The following is a 15,896-nucleotide window of genomic DNA, read 5'->3' as shown; positions in this document are numbered from 1 at the left end:
CCACCGCCCGCTTGGCCAGAGTGCGGCACCCTTGAGGTTCAATTTAAGCTTCGGGTGAAGCATACAACAGGCAAATCTGGCGAAAATGAGCCGATAACGTGCCCTAGGGTCACTTTCGGCCAAAATCACTTCACAGCGCCGTGAATGGGTCGCGGTTTAGAAAACCGTCCGCTTTGCGTTCAACGCGGGGGCGTCGATCCTGTTCCGCCCTTTGCGCGCCGCCGCCAACCCTTCGGCATGGCCAAGGATCGCCCCAGCCGTGAGCCAAGTAAGCGGGGTCAGCGTGGCATTAAGCAACATGTCCATCATGGTAATGCCAAGGATCAAAAGCAGCGGTGCGAGCCATGGGGATAGGCCCGCATCGCCCATCCGGTAGAGGTGCAGCCCCACAAGGATGATCGGCAGCGCCAGAAGGCCCATTTCGCATAGGTAGCCAAGCCAGCCGAAAGTGCCGAAAACGATGATCCAGCGGCCATCGGGGATCGACAGGATGTTGCCGTTCGTCGCATGGCGGATCAGGTTGCGTCCCCATCCGCCCCAGCCGAACCACGGTTTCTCGGCGGCCCGCGCCAGCAGTTGCTCTTCGTTCATAAAGCGGTAGCCAAGCGATTGCGCCCGATCCGCGCTGATCGCCTCGGCCTGAGCGAGGATCGCATCGAGCGGCACCAGACCGGCATTGCGCAGCATCGGATAGATCACCGCCACGATAGCAAAGACCACCGCCAGACGGATCTGCCACCGCGCCGGGGTCAGCAGCACCATCGGCACCAAAAGCAGCGCATAGGCCAGCGAGGCAAGGCTTTTGCACAGCAGCAGAACCACGGCGAGATAGCCCGCCAGCAAGAGCATCTTCCAACGGTCGATCACCGGGGTCTGCCGCGCCAGCGCCACCGCCGACAGCAGCGCGATACACATAAACAGCGCCAGCCACAGCGCATGGGGCAGGAACACGATGGGGCGAAAGCCCCCATTGCGCATCATCTGCTCAAAGGAGTGCTGGAAGAACCCGTAGATCCATGTGTTGAGCTGCGGTGAGAAACGGATCTCGAACAGCGAAGGCACTGAGTAGATCACCCCGCCAACCATGAAGGCCAAAAGCAATTCCCGCAGCCCCTTTTCATCCGCAAGGAACTGCCGCGCCAGCAGGAAGGGCACCAGCATCAGCACCTGCCCGATCAGCACCGAGCCGATGTCCCGGATCGAAAGCCCCGGCAGCGTGTCGACGGGGAAAAGGATCGGCTCAAAGCCGCGGATCGACTGGAACAGGATCGGATCGCCATTGGTCAGCACCGTGGGCACCGCCGAAAATACCAGCCCCAGCACCAAAAGCCCCGCCAGACGGGAGGCGGGCCAAAGCTGCAGTTTCTCTTGCGTGCCCAGCCAGATGATCAGCAAGACACTCAGGTTCGGGATCGACACTTTGTCGAGCCCCGGCACCAGCGGCAGGTTGAACTCCGCCAGCGGGGGCAGGAATAGATAGCCGCCAAGGATCGACCAGATCAGCGCCCGCTGGAGCGGCAGGTTGCGAAACAGGGCCAGACAGACGATGGGCCAGATCAGCAACATCAGATAGGCGACGGGATTTGGCATGACGTCCTTCGCGAAAGCCGCCTCGGGGCGCGGCAGGATGGGGCCGGGCGAAAATACCATCTGGCCCCGGCCCTGTCATCCCGCTAGTTTTGCCGCAGGTTCACTTTGGCGCGGGCTTGTTTGATAGATGGCACATGAAATCAATGGCATAGAGCGCGCAGCTTATGTTCCTTCGCCTGCCAGCGTCGGCGTGACAGCGGAGGGCGCGGCATGAAGTATGGCACGGGCACTGCCGCCGTGGAGGTCAATGTGGCGACGCGGGCCGCATTGTTTCAGGCCCTGCGCGCGCGCTTTGCCACGGATCAGGGATTCGCCCTTGCTACGCTCAACCTCGACCATCTGACCAAATTGCCCCGCGATGCGGGCTTCGCCGCCGCCTATCGCGCGCAGGATTTCATCGTGGCCGATGGCCGCCCCGTGGTCTGGCTTTCGCAACTCGCCAACCAGCCGGTCGAGCTGATGCCCGGCTCCGATCTGATTTTGCCGCTCTGCGAATTGGCCGCCGCACACTCGCTGCCTGTCGCCTTTTTCGGCAGCGATGAGGGCGCGCTGCAAGGGGCCGCAGCGGCCCTGCGGACCCACCTGCCGGGGTTGGAGATTTGCCATATCGCCGCCCCGCCCATGGGCTTTGACCCCGAAAGTGCCGAGGCGGATACCGCCCTGTGGGAGATCGCCCAAAGCGGCGCGCGTCTTTGTTTTCTGGCCCTTGGCGCGCCCAAGCAAGAGATCCTTGCCGCACGGGGGCGCGACATAGCGCCGGGGGTGGGCTTTGCCTCGATCGGGGCGGGGTTGGACTTCCTCGCCGGGCGGCAGCGCCGCGCGCCGAAATGGATGCGGATGCTGGCTTTGGAGTGGCTTTGGCGGGCTATGCAAAGCCCGCAGCGGATGGTGCCGCGCTATGCCCGTTGTTTCGCGATCCTGCCGCGATTGACGCTGGCGGCATGGCGCGCGCGCTAGCCCTCAGCGGTATTCGATGATCCGCCCGTCGCGGCGCATGTGGTATTTGAGCACGCCCAAGGCTTCGGGGAATTTGCCCAGCAGGGTGAAGAAGCCCCAAGCCACCCCGCCCCGCCGCATCAACCGCAACAGTTGCAGCGGATAAAGCAATGCCAGCCCAAGCCCGGCCCAAGGGAGCACCAGCGCCAAGAGCAGGATCACGGCGGGCAGAAGCGCCCCCCAGAGCAGCGCGCGGCGCGTTTCGGCCACCCAATGCCGATCCGGCCCGCGGCCATGTAGCGCGGCTCCTTCGGCAAAGGCATGGCCCGCCCGCAGGCTGCGCCGCCACCACTGACCGACCTTAGTGATCTGCGCGTCGTGCCATGTCATCTCGGCGTCGAGCCGCCATATCTGCCAGCCCGCGCGGCGCAGCCTTTGGCAAAGCTCCGGCTCTTCCCCGGCGATCATCTCGGCCCGGTAGCCGTCCACGGCGCGCAGCGCGTCCAAGCGCATCAGCGCGTCACCGCCACAAGCAAGCGCCTCGCCCACGGGCGTATCCCACTCGCGGTCGATCAGCCTGTTGTAGACGGAAGCCTCGGGGTTTTCCTCACGTCGTCTGCCGCAGACCACGGCGACCTGCGGATGGGCGCTCAGATGGGCCTCCGCCACCGCCAGCCAACCGTCTCGAAGGATGCAATCCCCGTCGAGGAACTGCACCAGCGTGATCCCCTCACCCAATGCCGCCATGCCCGCATTGCGCGCCCGCGCGGCGGTGAAGGGCTGCTGCATGTCAAGCTCGATCACCTCGGCCCCCAGCCCCCGCGCCATGGCGACCGAGCCATCGGTCGAGCCGCTGTCGACATAGACGATCTGCGTCACCTGCCCTGCCAGTCCTTGCAAGGACCGCTCCAACCGCGCGCCCTCATTCCGGCCGATGACGACAGCACCGATGCTCATGCGGCATGCTCATCACGCCAAGCGGCGACATGGGCGCTATAGGCCTCCGACGGCACCAGAAAGCCCGCACGATAGAGAAGTTCGACCCGGTTCCAGCGCCGCGCGTCCAGCGAGAAGAGCGACACATCAGGGTTCTGCCCGATCACCGCCATGCGCCGCGCGTCTTCGCCATGAGACAGGTTGCCCGCGCCCAGCGTCTCGGCATCCCGCGCGGCGGCGTCATTGGCGAATTTATAGTGCTTGATCACCGCCGTCATATCCGCCACCCGCACCCCCGAAGAGAGATGCGGATGCGGCGCGGGCGTGACCTCTGGCCCATTGAAAATCAGCGGATGTTTCGTCAGGCAGCAGTCTTCGCCAAAGACCTTGCCACGCACGCCGCCGAAAGCGAATTTCACCGCCTCGTTAGAAAGCGCATTGTCGGCCAGCAGGGCGGAGAACGGAATCTCCGGGCTGTGGTAATCGATTTTGCGCACCGCGCTGATGTCGTAATACAGGAAGGATTGCAGCGCCTGTTTGTAGGGCATCCCCGCCGCCGCCGCGAGGCTGGTTTTGGGAAACATCTCAAGCATCTGCGCGGCCAAGGCGGTATAGCCTTGCCGGTCGAGATAGGTGGTCAGCCCCTTGATGCCGATCTGGCTGCGCCCTTCGAAATCGAAAATCTCGTCCATATCGACATAGAGACACCAGCGGTCCTTGCCATAGGTCTGCGCGGGGTATTGGCGGATCAGGTCTTCGTATTCGGCCAACGGCAGAGTGCAACGGTCGATCACCGTGCCCTTTTGGGCCTTGACCCGGGCGATGGTGTCATCACGTGAGCCGTTGTCGATAAAGACGAAATGCTGCACCCCCATCGCGCGGTAATGGCGAAAGAAAGCGTCGAGGTAATAGCTGCCGTCGCGCACCAAGGCGATCAGCACCACCTCGGCCGGGGCGGTGTCGAGTTTGCTCGGCCCATGCAAATGCTGCAAGGAGGCGGCAAAACGCGCGCGACGGCGGGCGTTGTGCAGGCGTTGGCGCAGGCGGCGGAACAGATGCAGGGGCGATTTCATGCCCTTGTGATACGCCAGCCGCTCTGCGCGGTCCACTGCCCCCGTGCCCTTCCGCCCTGCCCCGCAGCGCCCCCGAGCGATTAGCCGCCGCCCTTTTCGACAGGTGCGGCGACCATCCCGCCCCCCACGCGCAGGGCGGGGTCAAAGAAGGTATGCCGCGCCCGGCCTGCGTGTTTCGAGGCATAGAGCGCGGCATCGGCATTGGCCAAGACCACGTCGCGCGATCGCCGGTCACCCCGCTGAATCCAGACCGTGCCGATGCTGGCAGAGACTTTGCAGACCTCGCCCTTAAAGTGAATGGGCTCTTCGAGCCGGTCGATGATCCGCTGGCCGATCCCGCGCAGGATGCCCTCGCTGCGCACATCGGGCAGAACCACGGTGAACTCATCCCCGCCCAAACGCACCACCATGTCAGAGCTGCGCGTCTCTTGCTGCATGATCCGGGCGACGACTTGCAGCACATGATCGCCCGCCGCATGGCCCAATCGGTCATTCACCGCTTTGAAATAGTCGAGATCGACATGCATCACGGCAAACCCCTCACCGGCGGTGATCAACCTCTCCAGCACCGCGTTGAGCGCGCGCCGGTTTTTCAGCCCCGTCAGCGTATCGGTAAAGGCCTGTTCCTCCGCCGCGATCCGCGCCTCTTGCAGGCGCAGGTTCAAACGGCGCGAGGCTTCCATCGCGGCGGATTTCGCCTCCATCAGGTACAACATCTCGATCGCCAGATCGGTGGCGGCGAAATCCGCATTGGTCAGCGCATAGTCCTGCACCCCGTCGAAAATCGAAATCCCGAAAGAGAGGTTCACGATCAACCGCCGATCCCCCAGCGGCACCAGCAGGCCCTTCAACTCGGTCCGCGGCGCATCGCGAAAAGCGAGGTGCAGCTTGACCCCTGCCGCCCGGCGCAGGTCCTCCATCCCCGCTATGCCACGGGGCCGTTTGACGGTGACCGTATCCAGAAACCGCCGCCCCGCCAGCGGCGTCCGCGGGCGCAACTTCTGGATCGTGGGCCCAGCGTGGCGAATTCTGCCGCTGGCTGAGAGCAGCAGATGCATCGGGCAAAGCTTGTCCAGAACCGCCGGATCGTGGCCTGCGCCACTCATGCCCGCGCCCCAAGCTCAAACCGGCGCCCTTCGGAGAATTCGGCCACGACCAGAATGATTTTCAACGCTTCGACGCCTTCGGATCGCCCGCAATGCTCCAACAGCACCAGCGCGCCATAGTCGTCGGCCATAGCACGCAGAACCCCCATCATCAGATAGCCGTATCCCACGAGCGGCGCCTCACAGATCAGGGAATACTGGCCATCGGGGTCTTCGCGCAGTTCGACCGGGGGCAGATGCAGTTCCGACAGGGCAAGGCGGGTCCGGTCCGGCAGATCGTCGAGCGATTGCAGGAAATCGCTGAAGCTGACCCCGCCGAACCGCAGCAAGCGCCGCACGGCCTCATAGCCCGGCTGCGCCACGAGGAAGGTGCCGACATCCTCCATCACCTCGGCCAGGGGCCGGTCCAGCACGGCACAGACCGCTTCGAGCACCGCCGGGGTGACGTGATCCGGATAGGTCATCATCGCCTCGAATTCGGTGAAATCCAACCCGGCCCGCGCGGCCACATCGGCCCAGAGCCTCTGCCCGTAGTTCGCGCAAAAGTAGTTTTGAATGCTGCGGTTGATAAGCCCGTGCATGATTGCCTCATTCCCATTTTCCCAACCCCAGATTGCGGGGGCAGTGGTTAAGATTGACCTGATGAATACAGTTGTCGGGAAATTGCCTTGGCCCCGCCCCGCCCCGCCCCGCGCGCGGAACCGCCGCCATATGCTGCGCGTTCGGTAAAGGAAGAAGAGGCGATGCCCCGTCTCTCCCCAGCCTGAGGAGACTTTCCATGAGCGATGATCCCAAACACCCCAAGGACGAGAACAAGACACCGCCCAAGAAACCTCAAGAAGACCTGCACCGCCCTGAGGCCACATTGGACGAAGCCCCCGCCGGCAGCCCCAACGCCGAAGAACGCTCACGACTTTCGGATTGATACTTTGGGTCCGACCACGGGGTCGGACCTTTGACCGACTAAGGCGGCCAAGAAGGGTTACGCAACATGAACAATGACGTCACAGCACCCCGGCAGCACAGCGCGCCGGGGTTTATGGTCTGTCTGGGCTGGGTGGCCATTCTTGGCTGTGTGATATTCGCCGTATCGATCCTGATCGCGGATTTCGTCGTGCCGGATCACGATTGGATCGCCGACACGATCAGCGATTTGGGCGCGGGACGGTATGAGTTCATTGTCGACATCGGCATCTATGCCTTCTCTGCCGCGCTCATCGCCTGCGCCCTGCTTTGCGCCCATGTGCATTTCGGCGACCGCTGGTGGAGCATCGCCACCATCGGGCTCGCCCTGCTGGGGCTCATCGTCTTTCTGGTCGGCGCGCGCAACGAATACGGAGACCGCGATTCCGATGGTGTGGTGATCCATATCTATCTGGTCTACGCGCTCGGCCTGATCATGCTCACCGTGCCTTGGCTGCTGTCGAAGGGGTTCGCCGATATATCAAGCTTTCTTGCCAAATCGCTCAAGGTGATCTCGCTCCTCTGGCTGGTCTCGGCCCCGCCGTTCTTTTTTCTGCCCACCGGCATTGATGGCGTCTATGAGCGCTATCTGGGCCTGATTGCCATGGCGATGGTGGTGCTTCTGGGGCGGTTCTTTATCCAACGGGGCCGGGCATTGAATGGGGGGCATGGCTGATGTTCTTTGATCACCTCTCGCTGGATATCCTCGCCCGGGCGCTGCTGCTTTCGGCCATTGCGCTGACTTGGGTGATCATCGTTGTCCGGGTCATCGGGCTGCGCACCTTTTCAAAGATGACCGCTTTTGACTTTGTCGCCACGGTCGCCACCGGCTCGCTGCTAGCCGGCGCCTGTCAGGCCACCACTTGGCCGGAGTTTGCGCAGCCGACCTTGGCCATCTCCGCCCTGCTCGGCGCGCAATTCGTCATCGCGAAAATACGGCAGGCTTCCGACAGCTTTGAGCAGGCCGTGCAGAACGAACCCGTGATCCTGATGCGGGAGGGTGAGATTTTCGATGCCGCCCTCAGCGAGACCCGCGTCGCGCGCGCCGATCTGATCGCCAAGTTGCGAGAGGCCAATGCACTGCGCTTCTCGGATGTGCGCGCGGTGGTCTTGGAGACCACGGGCGATATCTCGGTCCTGCATGGCGATACCCTTGAAGAGGGGCTGCTCGAAGGCGCGCGCATGGTCGAAAAATAAAGCGTCCTCAGGTCAAGCGCTCCGCCAAATGGCTGATATCCGGCAAGACCAAATCAGCATAGGGGGCGAGGTCTTCCGCCGTGGCGGGGCCGGTCAGCACCGCGACCCGCAGCATCCCCGCCACCCGCGCGGCTTCCAGATCGTGAACACTGTCTCCGATCATCGCGACAGAGGCGGCGGGAAGGTTCACATGGGCGGCAAAGGCGTGCAACTGCCCCGGCGACGGCTTGCCCCCATGGCCGCTGTCAAATCCTGCGATAAAGTCGAACATATCGACCACCCCCGCGGCCAGCAGATGGGCCCGCGCGGGGTGTTCGGCATCATTCGTCGCCACGCCAAGGCGCAGACCCCGGTCGCGGAGCCCTTGCAGAAACGGTTTCAGCGGCACCGCCTCGCGCTGTGGCGCGGCGCTGGCTTCGGCGTTGATGATGTCCAACAGATCCGCTGGCAGCAGGTCTGGGAAATGCGGGACCAAGGCATCGACCACCTCATGCGGCGTGCCGGCGATGGCGATGCTGTCCGGTGCGAAACGGCGCGTGGCGAGGTCAAAGCCGATGTCCGCGCCCACCCGTGCGGCCAGCCCGCGATCCCCCTCGCAGACCCGCAGCAAGAAGGCCTCGGCCCAAGGCTCCCAAGTCGCGGCGAAGTCGAAAAGCGTGCCATCCTTGTCGAACAGCAGCGCTTTAACATTTCTTAAGTCCAATGCACCTGCTCCCCCCCGGGCAGCGCCGCGCGGGCTTGCATGATCCGCTCATAGGGGATCGCCAGATGGTCGCAAAACCCGATCACCCACGCGTCGTCCATCATCAGGAAATCCAGCACAGCGCCCAGAAAAATAGGGTCGCTTGCCTGCGTTTTGAGGTCCGCTTCGGAGGCACCGGTGCTGCCCAGAAACACCGGCAACAGATCATCATTCGCCGCCAGCCAGCCCAGCGCCTGAAGCGCCAAAGTCTCGGCGGTGTCTTGGGTATAGGACATTGGAAAACCGTCTTTTGCTGAAGGTTGGAAACCCTTTGTTAACCATTAGGGGGCAAAGACTCTCGCATCAAACTGATTTGTACGGTGAAGGAGTTGTCGTGCAAGGGACCATCCTTATTGCAGATGCGATCGCGACCAATCGCATCGCCCTCAAGGTCAAGCTTTGTGCGGCATACTATCACGTCGTTCAGGCCGAAGACATGGAAGAGGCTTTGGCCTGCCTGCGGGAAAACCCGCCGGATCTGGTGATCTGCGCGCTGACATTGCCGGGTGGCGGCGCGGCGGACCTCTGTCGCGTGCTCAAAGCCTCTCCCGATACCGCGCAGCTACCGGTCTTGGCCATCGGGAATAGCGATCAGGCCGTCGACCGCTTTACAGCACTCGAAGCGGGGGCGAGCGATGTGCTGCTGAAACCGCTTGATTGCACGTTGCTGTTGGGCCGGACCCGCAGCCTCATCCGCGCCCGCAACGCGGCGGACGAATGGGAAATGCGCGAGGATACGACCCGCGCGCTAGGGCTGGCGGAGCCTGCGGCGGAATTCACCGCCCGCAGCCACTGTGTGATCATCCATTCCGACAGCGCGGTAAGCGTGAATTGGGCCAAACAACTCCGCCCTCAGTTGCGCGCGCGCCTCACCCTCGCCAATCCGGAAGAGGCCATTCGCGCCGCCGCCAATGGACCGCCCGACGCATTCGTTTTGGTTCTGCCCAAAGACCCTGTGCCCGCCACGGCAGCCTTGCGTCTGATCTCGACCCTGCGGGCCAACGCCCAGACCCGCCACACCGGGCTGCTGGTGGTGCAGCTGGCCCCGGATGCAGCGCTTGCTGCCACCGCCCTTGATCTGGGGGCGGATGATTTGATGACCGAAGGTTTCAACCCGGCGGAAATGGCGCTGCGCCTGCATGCGATCTTGCGCCGCAAGCGAATGACGGACCAACTGCGCGACACGGTGCGCACGGGGCTGAAGGCCGCCGTTTTCGACCCGCTGACAGGGCTGCACAACCGCCGCTATGCCCTGCCCCATCTGGACCATATCGCGGAACATGCCGTTGCGACCGCCCGCCCCTTTTCGGTAATGGTCGCCGATCTGGACCACTTCAAAGGCATCAATGACCGTTACGGCCATGCCGCGGGGGATTCCGTTCTGGTGCAAACGGCGGAACGGCTGCGCAACAACCTGCGTGGCATGGACCTTGTGGCCCGGATCGGGGGGGAGGAATTTCTGATCGTCATGCCCGGCACCGGCCTTGCGGATGCAGAGAAGACGGCGGCGGCCATCTGTGCCGATATCGGCAACCGCGGCTTTGTCGTTCCCGGCACGCCCCAGCCGATCCATGTGACCATCAGCATCGGTCTTTCCGTCGGCCCAGTGGAAGAGGAAGGCCACCCGCTGTCAGCCGAAGCCTTGATGGCGCGGGCGGATCGGGCGCTTTACACGGCAAAAACCCATGGCCGGAACCGGGTGAACCTGAGCCGCCCCGCGGCCTGAGGTTCGGACAGGCGGGGCGCGTTGCCGCTGGAAGTTGGGCAAGGTCCTCTGCCTTCAAGAGCGAGGTGCTGATCGTGCCTTTGCCTCTGCCTCTGCCTCTGCCTCTGCCTCTGCCTCTGCCTCTGCCTCTGCCTCTGCCTCTGCCTCTGAGAAAAAGCACGAGACAACAGCAATCAAACTTCAACCAAAGATTGCATTTGCACCAAAGCTTCCTTAGCGTAACGCAATGCAACAGGATCGGCCCCTCATCGGAATAGCCCTCATGATGGGCTTCTGCATCGTCGCCCCCGTGGGCGATGCGGTGGCCAAATTACTGGGCGCTTCGGTCCCCTTGGGGCAGGTGGTGCTGCTCCGCTTTGTCATTCAGGCGCTGATCCTGATCCCCATCGTCTGGAACTCCGGGCGCATCTGGCGGATGCGGGGCCGGGTGTTACGGCTGACCTTTCTACGCTCCCTTTTGCATATGGCGGGCATCGCGGCGATGTTCACCGCGCTGAAATACCTGCCCCTCGCCGATGCGGTTGCCATTGCATTCGTCATGCCTTTTTTCATGCTGCTGCTCGGCAAGTTCATCCTGAACGAAGAGGTCGGCCCCAGACGTTTGGGCGCGAGCATCGTGGGCTTTCTCGGCACGCTTTTGATCGTGCAGCCGAGCTTTGCCAATGTCGGCTGGCCCGCGCTGCTGCCCGTCGTCGTGGCGGTCGTCTTTTCTTTCTTCATGCTGGTGACGCGCCAAATCGCGAAAGAGACCGATCCGATCAGCCTGCAGGCCGTCAGCGGGGTCATGGCGGTGGTGATGATCCTGCCGCTCCTTGCGCTTGGCACCATGACACAGATTGCGCCGCTTCGGCTCATCCAACCCGATGCGCTCGACTGGACCCTCCTGCTCGGCATCGGGGTGCTCGGCACGGTGGCGCATCTTTTGATGACCTGGTCCCTGCGCTTTGCCCCCTCGGCCACTTTGGCGCCGATGCAATATCTGGAAATTCCCTTTGCCACGCTGCTTGGGCTGTTGATCTTCTCCGACTTGCCCAACCCATTGGCGGGCCTCGGCATTCTGATCACCGTGGGCGCGGGGCTTTACATCGTCATGCGCGAGCGGGCCACGGCGCGTGCTCTGGCCGCAGCAGTTGCGCCGCCAGTGGCGCCATAAGACGGCGCGGCAGAATCAGCAGCATATCAGGGCCATCGATCTCAAGCGTGACCGGCCCCAAGGCGCGGTTCGACGTGCCGGTCCGGCCACCCGGCGCGAAATCCAGCCCGTCGATCGGCCATTCCAACCCTTGGCTGCGCCCCGTCACCGGGGTCAGAGGCATGAGTGAGACCACATCCCCCGCCGCCGTCGGCAGCGTGATCCGCGGCGGGGCCAGCAGCACGATCTCATGCGCACCCAGCAAGATGCAGGAGCGATGTGGATGGGTGGCGAGCGTGTTAAAAGCCGCAAGCTGATGATCCAACCGCGCCCCGGTAAAACCGACCCCGAGCACCAGCGGCGCGTCGATCCGCGTCAGCGCCTTGTCGAAATCGGTGCTCTCTTGCTCGGCGATGCGGTGGCGCCGCGCGGCCGGGATTTGGGCCAACACCTCTGCCGGGGCGGAATCAAGATCGCCGATAACCGCGGCCAGTTCCACCCCCGCCGCCACGCCCACCGCAGCCCCGCTGTCTGCCGCCACGCAGGTCGGGGCCAGCGCCAGCGCCGCCTCAATGTCCCCCGCGAAGACCTCTCCGCCGCCCAGCAGCGTAACTGGCCCCTCCTCCCTTACGATATGCTCTGAAGTGGTCAATTAATGCCCCTTTTGGAAATCTGCCTTAATCTTGCCTTGAAATCATACGTTGAATGGCACAGATTCGAGCCGCTTTGGTCTTGGACATCGTGGTAAACGATACCTGCAACACCGCAGAGGACGAGCATCCGATGATGAACAGCAACAAAATCTTGACGGTCTCCTATGGCACTTTTTCGTGCACGCTGGAAGGCTTCGACGATTCCTTCGGCACGATGAAGGCCATTGCCGAGTATTTCCGCGATCTGGCCTCGGATGACCGCTACTTCGGTGCCGAACCACCGCAACCCGATGCCGAGATGCTCGCCCGGATCGCGCAGCGCGAAGTTTCCCGCCGGGTGCAAGCCCGCGAGCAAGAAGGCAAGATCGTACTGAGCGCGCTGGAGAACCAAAGCGCCGAAGCTCCGGCCCAAGCGCCTCCAGCGGCGGCCCCCGCCGCCGCGCCGGCTCAAGCTGAGGCCGCAGCGCCGCAAGCCCCCGTCGCAGCACAGCCTGCACCGGTAGAGGAAGAGGCCCCCGCCCCCCTCAAGGCCGAGATCGCCGACACCGCCGCCGTGGAAGCGCCCGCCACACCGGAACCCCAGATCGCAGAGACCGCTGAAGAGCCCGCGCCTGCCCCAGAGCCTGCACCGGCTGCCGAGGCCGAGGACACCAGCGAAGCCGAAGCCTTCTTTGCCGCCAGCCCGCAGCCGCAGACTCATTTCGAGGACGAAGCGCAGGAGGCCAGCGTCGAAGAGCTGCCCACCGCAAGCGCCGCCCCTGCCGACAGCATCGCCGCGAAGCTGCAGCGCATCCGCGCCGTCGTCGCCCAGCAGGACGAAGACGAAGCGGCTGGCTATGACGAAGAAGAAGCCGCGCCCGTGGCCCGCGCCACCGCTGAAACGCAAGCCGCGCCGGAAGAGAGCCAAGCCGCCATCGCCGCCGCCCGCCGTGACATCGAAGACGCGCTGGAGGCCGATGAAGCGACCGAAATGGCGCAGGAGGCTGCGGAGGATGAGGACGACGATCTCGCCGATATCCTCTACCGGCTTGAGGCCGAAGAGGAGGATGAGGCCAAAAGCGCCGAGACGGACGAGAGCCTGTTCGACGCCGAGGCCGATGAGCAGCCTGAGTCCGAAGCCCAAGCCGAAGCCGCACCGGAAATCGACGCCGCCGACCTGCCGCGCAAAGGGCGCGTGATCAAGGTCAAGCGCGCGCATCTCGAAGCTGCCGTGGCGCGGGGCGATCTTGAAGAGGTCTCGGACCCTGCACCGCAAGAGGCACCTGCCGCGAAGACAGAGGAAAAGCGCAGCTCTTCCCTGTCGCCCGAGGATGAAGACGAGCTGGCCCGCGAATTGGCCGCATTGGAAGCCGAACTCGGTGCCGCCGCTCCGCAAGAGGCCGAAGAGACGCCTGCGCCTGCGGTTGAAATGGCCGAGCCGGAAGCGGCGCCCGCTCAGGAAGAGCCCGAAGAGGTCGAAGCCGCCGCGGAGCCAGTCGAAGAGCAGCCCGAGCCTGCGCAAGCGGCCCGTCACAGCCTGCCCACCATCGACGATGAGACCGGCCCCGACATGTCGCGCCTGATGGCGGAAACCGACAGCAAGATGGATGAGGCCGAAAGCACCACGCGCCGCGATGCCTTTGCCCATCTGCGCGCCGCCGTGGCCGCCAAGAAAGCCGACGAAGCAATGGGGGGCCGCGCCACCACCGCGACCTCGGATGACGCCTACCGCGAAGACTTGGCCGATGTGGTCCGCCCGCGCCGCCCCGTCACCCGCCCGGCCCGGACCGAGCGGCCCAAGGCCGATGCCCGCTCCGCCCCGCTGAAACTGGTGGCCGAACAGCGCATCGATGTCGACAAGCTGCGCAGCGCGGGCCCCGTGCGTCCGCGCCGAGTGGCCGCCGTGGTGGAGCCGGTCAAAACCAACCCCGATGCCGAAAGCTTTGCCGATTTCGCCGCCGACATGGGTGCCACCAAGCTGCCCGAACTGCTTGAGGCGGCGGCATCATACATGTCTTTCGTCGAGGGACGTGACCAATTCTCTCGCCCGCAGTTGATGGGCAAGGTCCGCTCGATCGGCCTGCCGGATTTCACCCGCGAAGACGGGCTGCGCTCCTTCGGTCAACTGCTGCGCGCAGGTAAAATCGAAAAGATCAAAGGCGGGCGTTTCACCGTCTCGGATGAGATCGGTTATCGCCCCGATCACCGCGCCGTGGGTTAAACCACGGCCCACCGCTGATTACGAAAAAGCGCCCCGCGGGGCGCTTTTTTATTGGGTTTTAACGATCGTCTTCCGCATCGGGGTCGGCCTGTCCGATGCCCCGAAAGACAAATTTGAACGGCAGCGCCCAAACGATGCCAAGGGCGACATAGATGCCAAGCTCAAGCAGCACCGGCGGGCGGTCGAACTGGGCCACCGTCCAGACCGCCACGGCGATATAGCTCGGCAGCCCGATCAGCAGGATCACCAGCGCCCAACGGCGACGCGCCTTGTAGCTCAGCGCCATCAGATCAATCCGCGAAAGGGTCGGTCACCAGAATGGTGTCCTCCCGCTCCGGCGAGGTCGAGACGAGGGCCACGGGGCATTGGATCAACTCTTCGACCCGGCGCACATATTTGATCGCATTGGCCGGAAGGTCGGCCCAACTGCGCGCGCCTTCGGTCGATTCGGACCAGCCCGGCAGTTCTTCGTAGATCGGCGTGCAACGGGCCTGCTGTTCGGCCGCGGTGGGCAGATAGTCGAGCCGTTCACCGTCCAACTCATAGCCCACGCAGACCTTCAGCGTCTCGAAGCCGTCAAGCACGTCAAGCTTGGTCAGACAAATGCCAGTGATGCCGGAGGTGGCGCAGGTCTGGCGCAGCAGCGCCGCGTCGAACCAACCACAGCGGCGTTTGCGCCCGGTGGTGGTGCCGAACTCATGGCCGCGCTCGCCCAGACGTTGACCGTCCGCATCTTCAAGCTCGGTCGGGAAGGGGCCTTCGCCAACGCGTGTGGTGTAAGCCTTCACGATGCCAAGCACGTAGTCGATGGCGGTGGGGCCGAGGCCCACACCGGTCGCCGCTTGCCCCGCGATCACGTTTGAGGAGGTGACGAAGGGATAGGTGCCAAAGTCGATGTCCAAAAGCGCGCCCTGTGCGCCCTCAAAAAGGATGCGCTTGCCCGCTTTGCGCTTCTCTGCCAGCACCTTCCAGACGGGGGCAGCGAAACGCAGGATTTTCGGTGCGATTTCTTGCAGTTGCGCGATCAGCGCGTCGCGGTCGATGGCCTCGACACCCAGCCCCTTGCGCAGCGGGTCGTGGTGCTGCAGCGCGCGGTCGACGCGGGCCTCCAATGTCGCGGCGTCGGCCAGATCGGCCACGCGGATGGCGCGGCGGCCAACTTTGTCCTCATAGCACGGCCCGATGCCGCGCCCGGTGGTGCCGATCTTGGTGCCCTTGCTCGCCGCCTCTTCGCGGGCGCGGTCAAGCTCACCGTGGAAGGGCAGGATCAGCGGCGTGTTTTCCGCGATCATCAGGTTCTCGGGGTTGATCTCAACCCCCTGCCCTTCGATCGTCTCGATCTCTTTAAGCAGGTGCCACGGGTCCAGCACCACGCCATTGCCGATGACAGACAGCTTGCCGCCGCGCACAACACCCGAAGGCAGCGCATGCAGCTTGTAGACCTTGCCGTCGATGACCAGAGTGTGGCCCGCGTTATGCCCGCCTTGGAAGCGTGCGATCACATCGGCGCGTTCGCTGAGCCAGTCAACGATCTTGCCTTTTCCCTCGTCACCCCATTGGGCGCCGACAACGACGACATTGGCCATGATATATTCCTTTGCGATGTCCCGCGCCCGTATAGCGACAGTGGCAGGCGTGTGAA

Annotated in this window: 17 protein-coding genes; 7 read left to right on the top strand and 10 right to left on the bottom strand. The window is 63.9% G+C overall.

The window, feature by feature from the left end:
• Positions 1-156: 156 nt before the first annotated feature.
• Entirely contained in the window at positions 157-1,650 is a 1,494-nt protein-coding gene (locus ACGYLD_RS09640) for a hypothetical protein (protein ID WP_394402302.1), read from the bottom strand.
• Positions 1,651-1,800: 150 nt separating this feature from the next.
• Between ACGYLD_RS09640 and ACGYLD_RS09635 the strand changes: the two genes are divergently transcribed.
• The gene (locus ACGYLD_RS09635; protein WP_271693302.1) at positions 1,801-2,547 is read left to right on the top strand and encodes a WecB/TagA/CpsF family glycosyltransferase; all 747 of its coding nucleotides are present in this window, start codon (positions 1,801-1,803) and stop codon (positions 2,545-2,547) included.
• A gap of 3 nt (positions 2,548-2,550) precedes the next feature.
• On the opposite strand, the gene ACGYLD_RS09630 is transcribed toward ACGYLD_RS09635, so the two are convergent.
• From ACGYLD_RS09630 to ACGYLD_RS09615, 4 genes are read right to left on the bottom strand one after another with little or no spacing between them, the layout of a single operon-like run.
• Complete coding sequence (locus ACGYLD_RS09630; RefSeq protein ID WP_271693301.1) at positions 2,551-3,483, bottom strand: glycosyltransferase family 2 protein; 933 nt, start codon at positions 3,481-3,483, stop codon at positions 2,551-2,553.
• Positions 3,480-4,571 carry a glycosyltransferase family 2 protein gene (locus ACGYLD_RS09625; protein WP_394402298.1) on the bottom strand — a complete coding sequence of 364 codons (1,092 nt, stop codon included), beginning with the start codon at positions 4,569-4,571 and terminating at the stop codon, positions 3,480-3,482. Before ACGYLD_RS09625 ends, ACGYLD_RS09630 begins: the two co-directional genes overlap by 4 nt.
• Positions 4,572-4,615: 44 nt before the next feature.
• Positions 4,616-5,641: a diguanylate cyclase domain-containing protein gene (locus ACGYLD_RS09620; RefSeq protein ID WP_394402295.1), complete on the bottom strand. Its 1,026-nt coding sequence runs from the start codon at positions 5,639-5,641 to the stop codon at positions 4,616-4,618.
• The gene (locus tag ACGYLD_RS09615) at positions 5,638-6,222 is read right to left on the bottom strand and encodes a heme NO-binding domain-containing protein (RefSeq protein WP_271693298.1); all 585 of its coding nucleotides are present in this window, start codon (positions 6,220-6,222) and stop codon (positions 5,638-5,640) included. Before ACGYLD_RS09615 ends, ACGYLD_RS09620 begins: the two co-directional genes overlap by 4 nt.
• A 197-nt stretch (positions 6,223-6,419) precedes the next feature.
• Here ACGYLD_RS09615 and ACGYLD_RS09610 point away from each other — a divergent pair, with 197 nt between their 5' ends.
• The 3 genes from ACGYLD_RS09610 to ACGYLD_RS09600 all read left to right on the top strand — a co-directional run bounded on the left by ACGYLD_RS09610 (position 6,420) and on the right by ACGYLD_RS09600 (position 7,801).
• Positions 6,420-6,566 carry a hypothetical protein gene (locus tag ACGYLD_RS09610; RefSeq protein ID WP_156505607.1) on the top strand — a complete coding sequence of 49 codons (147 nt, stop codon included), beginning with the start codon at positions 6,420-6,422 and terminating at the stop codon, positions 6,564-6,566.
• Between the two features lie 66 nt (positions 6,567-6,632).
• Positions 6,633-7,280 (top strand): DUF998 domain-containing protein, encoded by a 648-nt coding sequence (locus tag ACGYLD_RS09605; RefSeq protein ID WP_394402291.1) that lies wholly within the window; start codon positions 6,633-6,635, stop codon positions 7,278-7,280.
• Positions 7,280-7,801: a DUF421 domain-containing protein gene (locus tag ACGYLD_RS09600; protein ID WP_271693297.1), complete on the top strand. Its 522-nt coding sequence runs from the start codon at positions 7,280-7,282 to the stop codon at positions 7,799-7,801. The genes ACGYLD_RS09605 and ACGYLD_RS09600 overlap by 1 nt, the downstream gene beginning before the upstream one ends.
• 7 nt (positions 7,802-7,808) lie before the next feature.
• Here ACGYLD_RS09600 and ACGYLD_RS09595 read toward each other — a convergent pair whose 3' ends face one another.
• Complete coding sequence (locus tag ACGYLD_RS09595) at positions 7,809-8,504, bottom strand: HAD family hydrolase (protein WP_271693296.1); 696 nt, start codon at positions 8,502-8,504, stop codon at positions 7,809-7,811.
• Positions 8,495-8,779, bottom strand: coding sequence for a DUF3572 domain-containing protein (locus tag ACGYLD_RS09590; RefSeq protein ID WP_271687853.1), 285 nt, complete (start codon positions 8,777-8,779; stop codon positions 8,495-8,497). Before ACGYLD_RS09590 ends, ACGYLD_RS09595 begins: the two co-directional genes overlap by 10 nt.
• A 98-nt stretch (positions 8,780-8,877) precedes the next feature.
• On the opposite strand from ACGYLD_RS09590, the gene ACGYLD_RS09585 reads away from it, so the two are divergent.
• Both ACGYLD_RS09585 and ACGYLD_RS09580 read left to right on the top strand, forming a co-directional pair.
• Entirely contained in the window at positions 8,878-10,269 is a 1,392-nt protein-coding gene (locus tag ACGYLD_RS09585) for a diguanylate cyclase (protein ID WP_394402287.1), read from the top strand.
• A 226-nt stretch (positions 10,270-10,495) separates the two neighbouring features.
• On the top strand, positions 10,496-11,422 hold the full coding sequence (locus tag ACGYLD_RS09580; RefSeq protein ID WP_394402284.1) for a DMT family transporter: 927 nt from the start codon (positions 10,496-10,498) through the stop codon (positions 11,420-11,422).
• Here the strand turns inward: ACGYLD_RS09580 and ACGYLD_RS09575 are convergent.
• Complete coding sequence (locus tag ACGYLD_RS09575) at positions 11,358-12,053, bottom strand: thiamine diphosphokinase (protein WP_333909706.1); 696 nt, start codon at positions 12,051-12,053, stop codon at positions 11,358-11,360. The two genes, ACGYLD_RS09580 and ACGYLD_RS09575, sit on opposite strands and share 65 nt — an antisense overlap.
• A gap of 53 nt (positions 12,054-12,106) precedes the next feature.
• Between ACGYLD_RS09575 and ACGYLD_RS09570 the strand changes: the two genes are divergently transcribed.
• On the top strand, positions 12,107-14,254 hold the full coding sequence (locus ACGYLD_RS09570; RefSeq protein WP_271693291.1) for a hypothetical protein: 2,148 nt from the start codon (positions 12,107-12,109) through the stop codon (positions 14,252-14,254).
• Positions 14,255-14,312: 58 nt separating this feature from the next.
• Here the strand turns inward: ACGYLD_RS09570 and ACGYLD_RS09565 are convergent, their stop codons facing one another.
• Both ACGYLD_RS09565 and ACGYLD_RS09560 read right to left on the bottom strand, forming a co-directional pair.
• Positions 14,313-14,540, bottom strand: coding sequence for a DUF2842 domain-containing protein (locus ACGYLD_RS09565; RefSeq protein ID WP_067262328.1), 228 nt, complete (start codon positions 14,538-14,540; stop codon positions 14,313-14,315).
• Between the two features lie 4 nt (positions 14,541-14,544).
• Positions 14,545-15,840, bottom strand: coding sequence for an adenylosuccinate synthase (locus ACGYLD_RS09560; RefSeq protein ID WP_067262332.1), 1,296 nt, complete (start codon positions 15,838-15,840; stop codon positions 14,545-14,547).
• Positions 15,841-15,896: the final 56 nt, after the last annotated feature.

The sequence above is a fragment of the Sulfitobacter sp. 1A12056 genome (assembly GCF_043558125.1).
GTDB classification, from domain to species: domain Bacteria; phylum Pseudomonadota; class Alphaproteobacteria; order Rhodobacterales; family Rhodobacteraceae; genus Sulfitobacter; species Sulfitobacter faviae.
The sequence above is the reverse complement of the archived record's forward strand: the minus strand, read 5'-3'. Positions and strand labels throughout refer to the sequence as shown.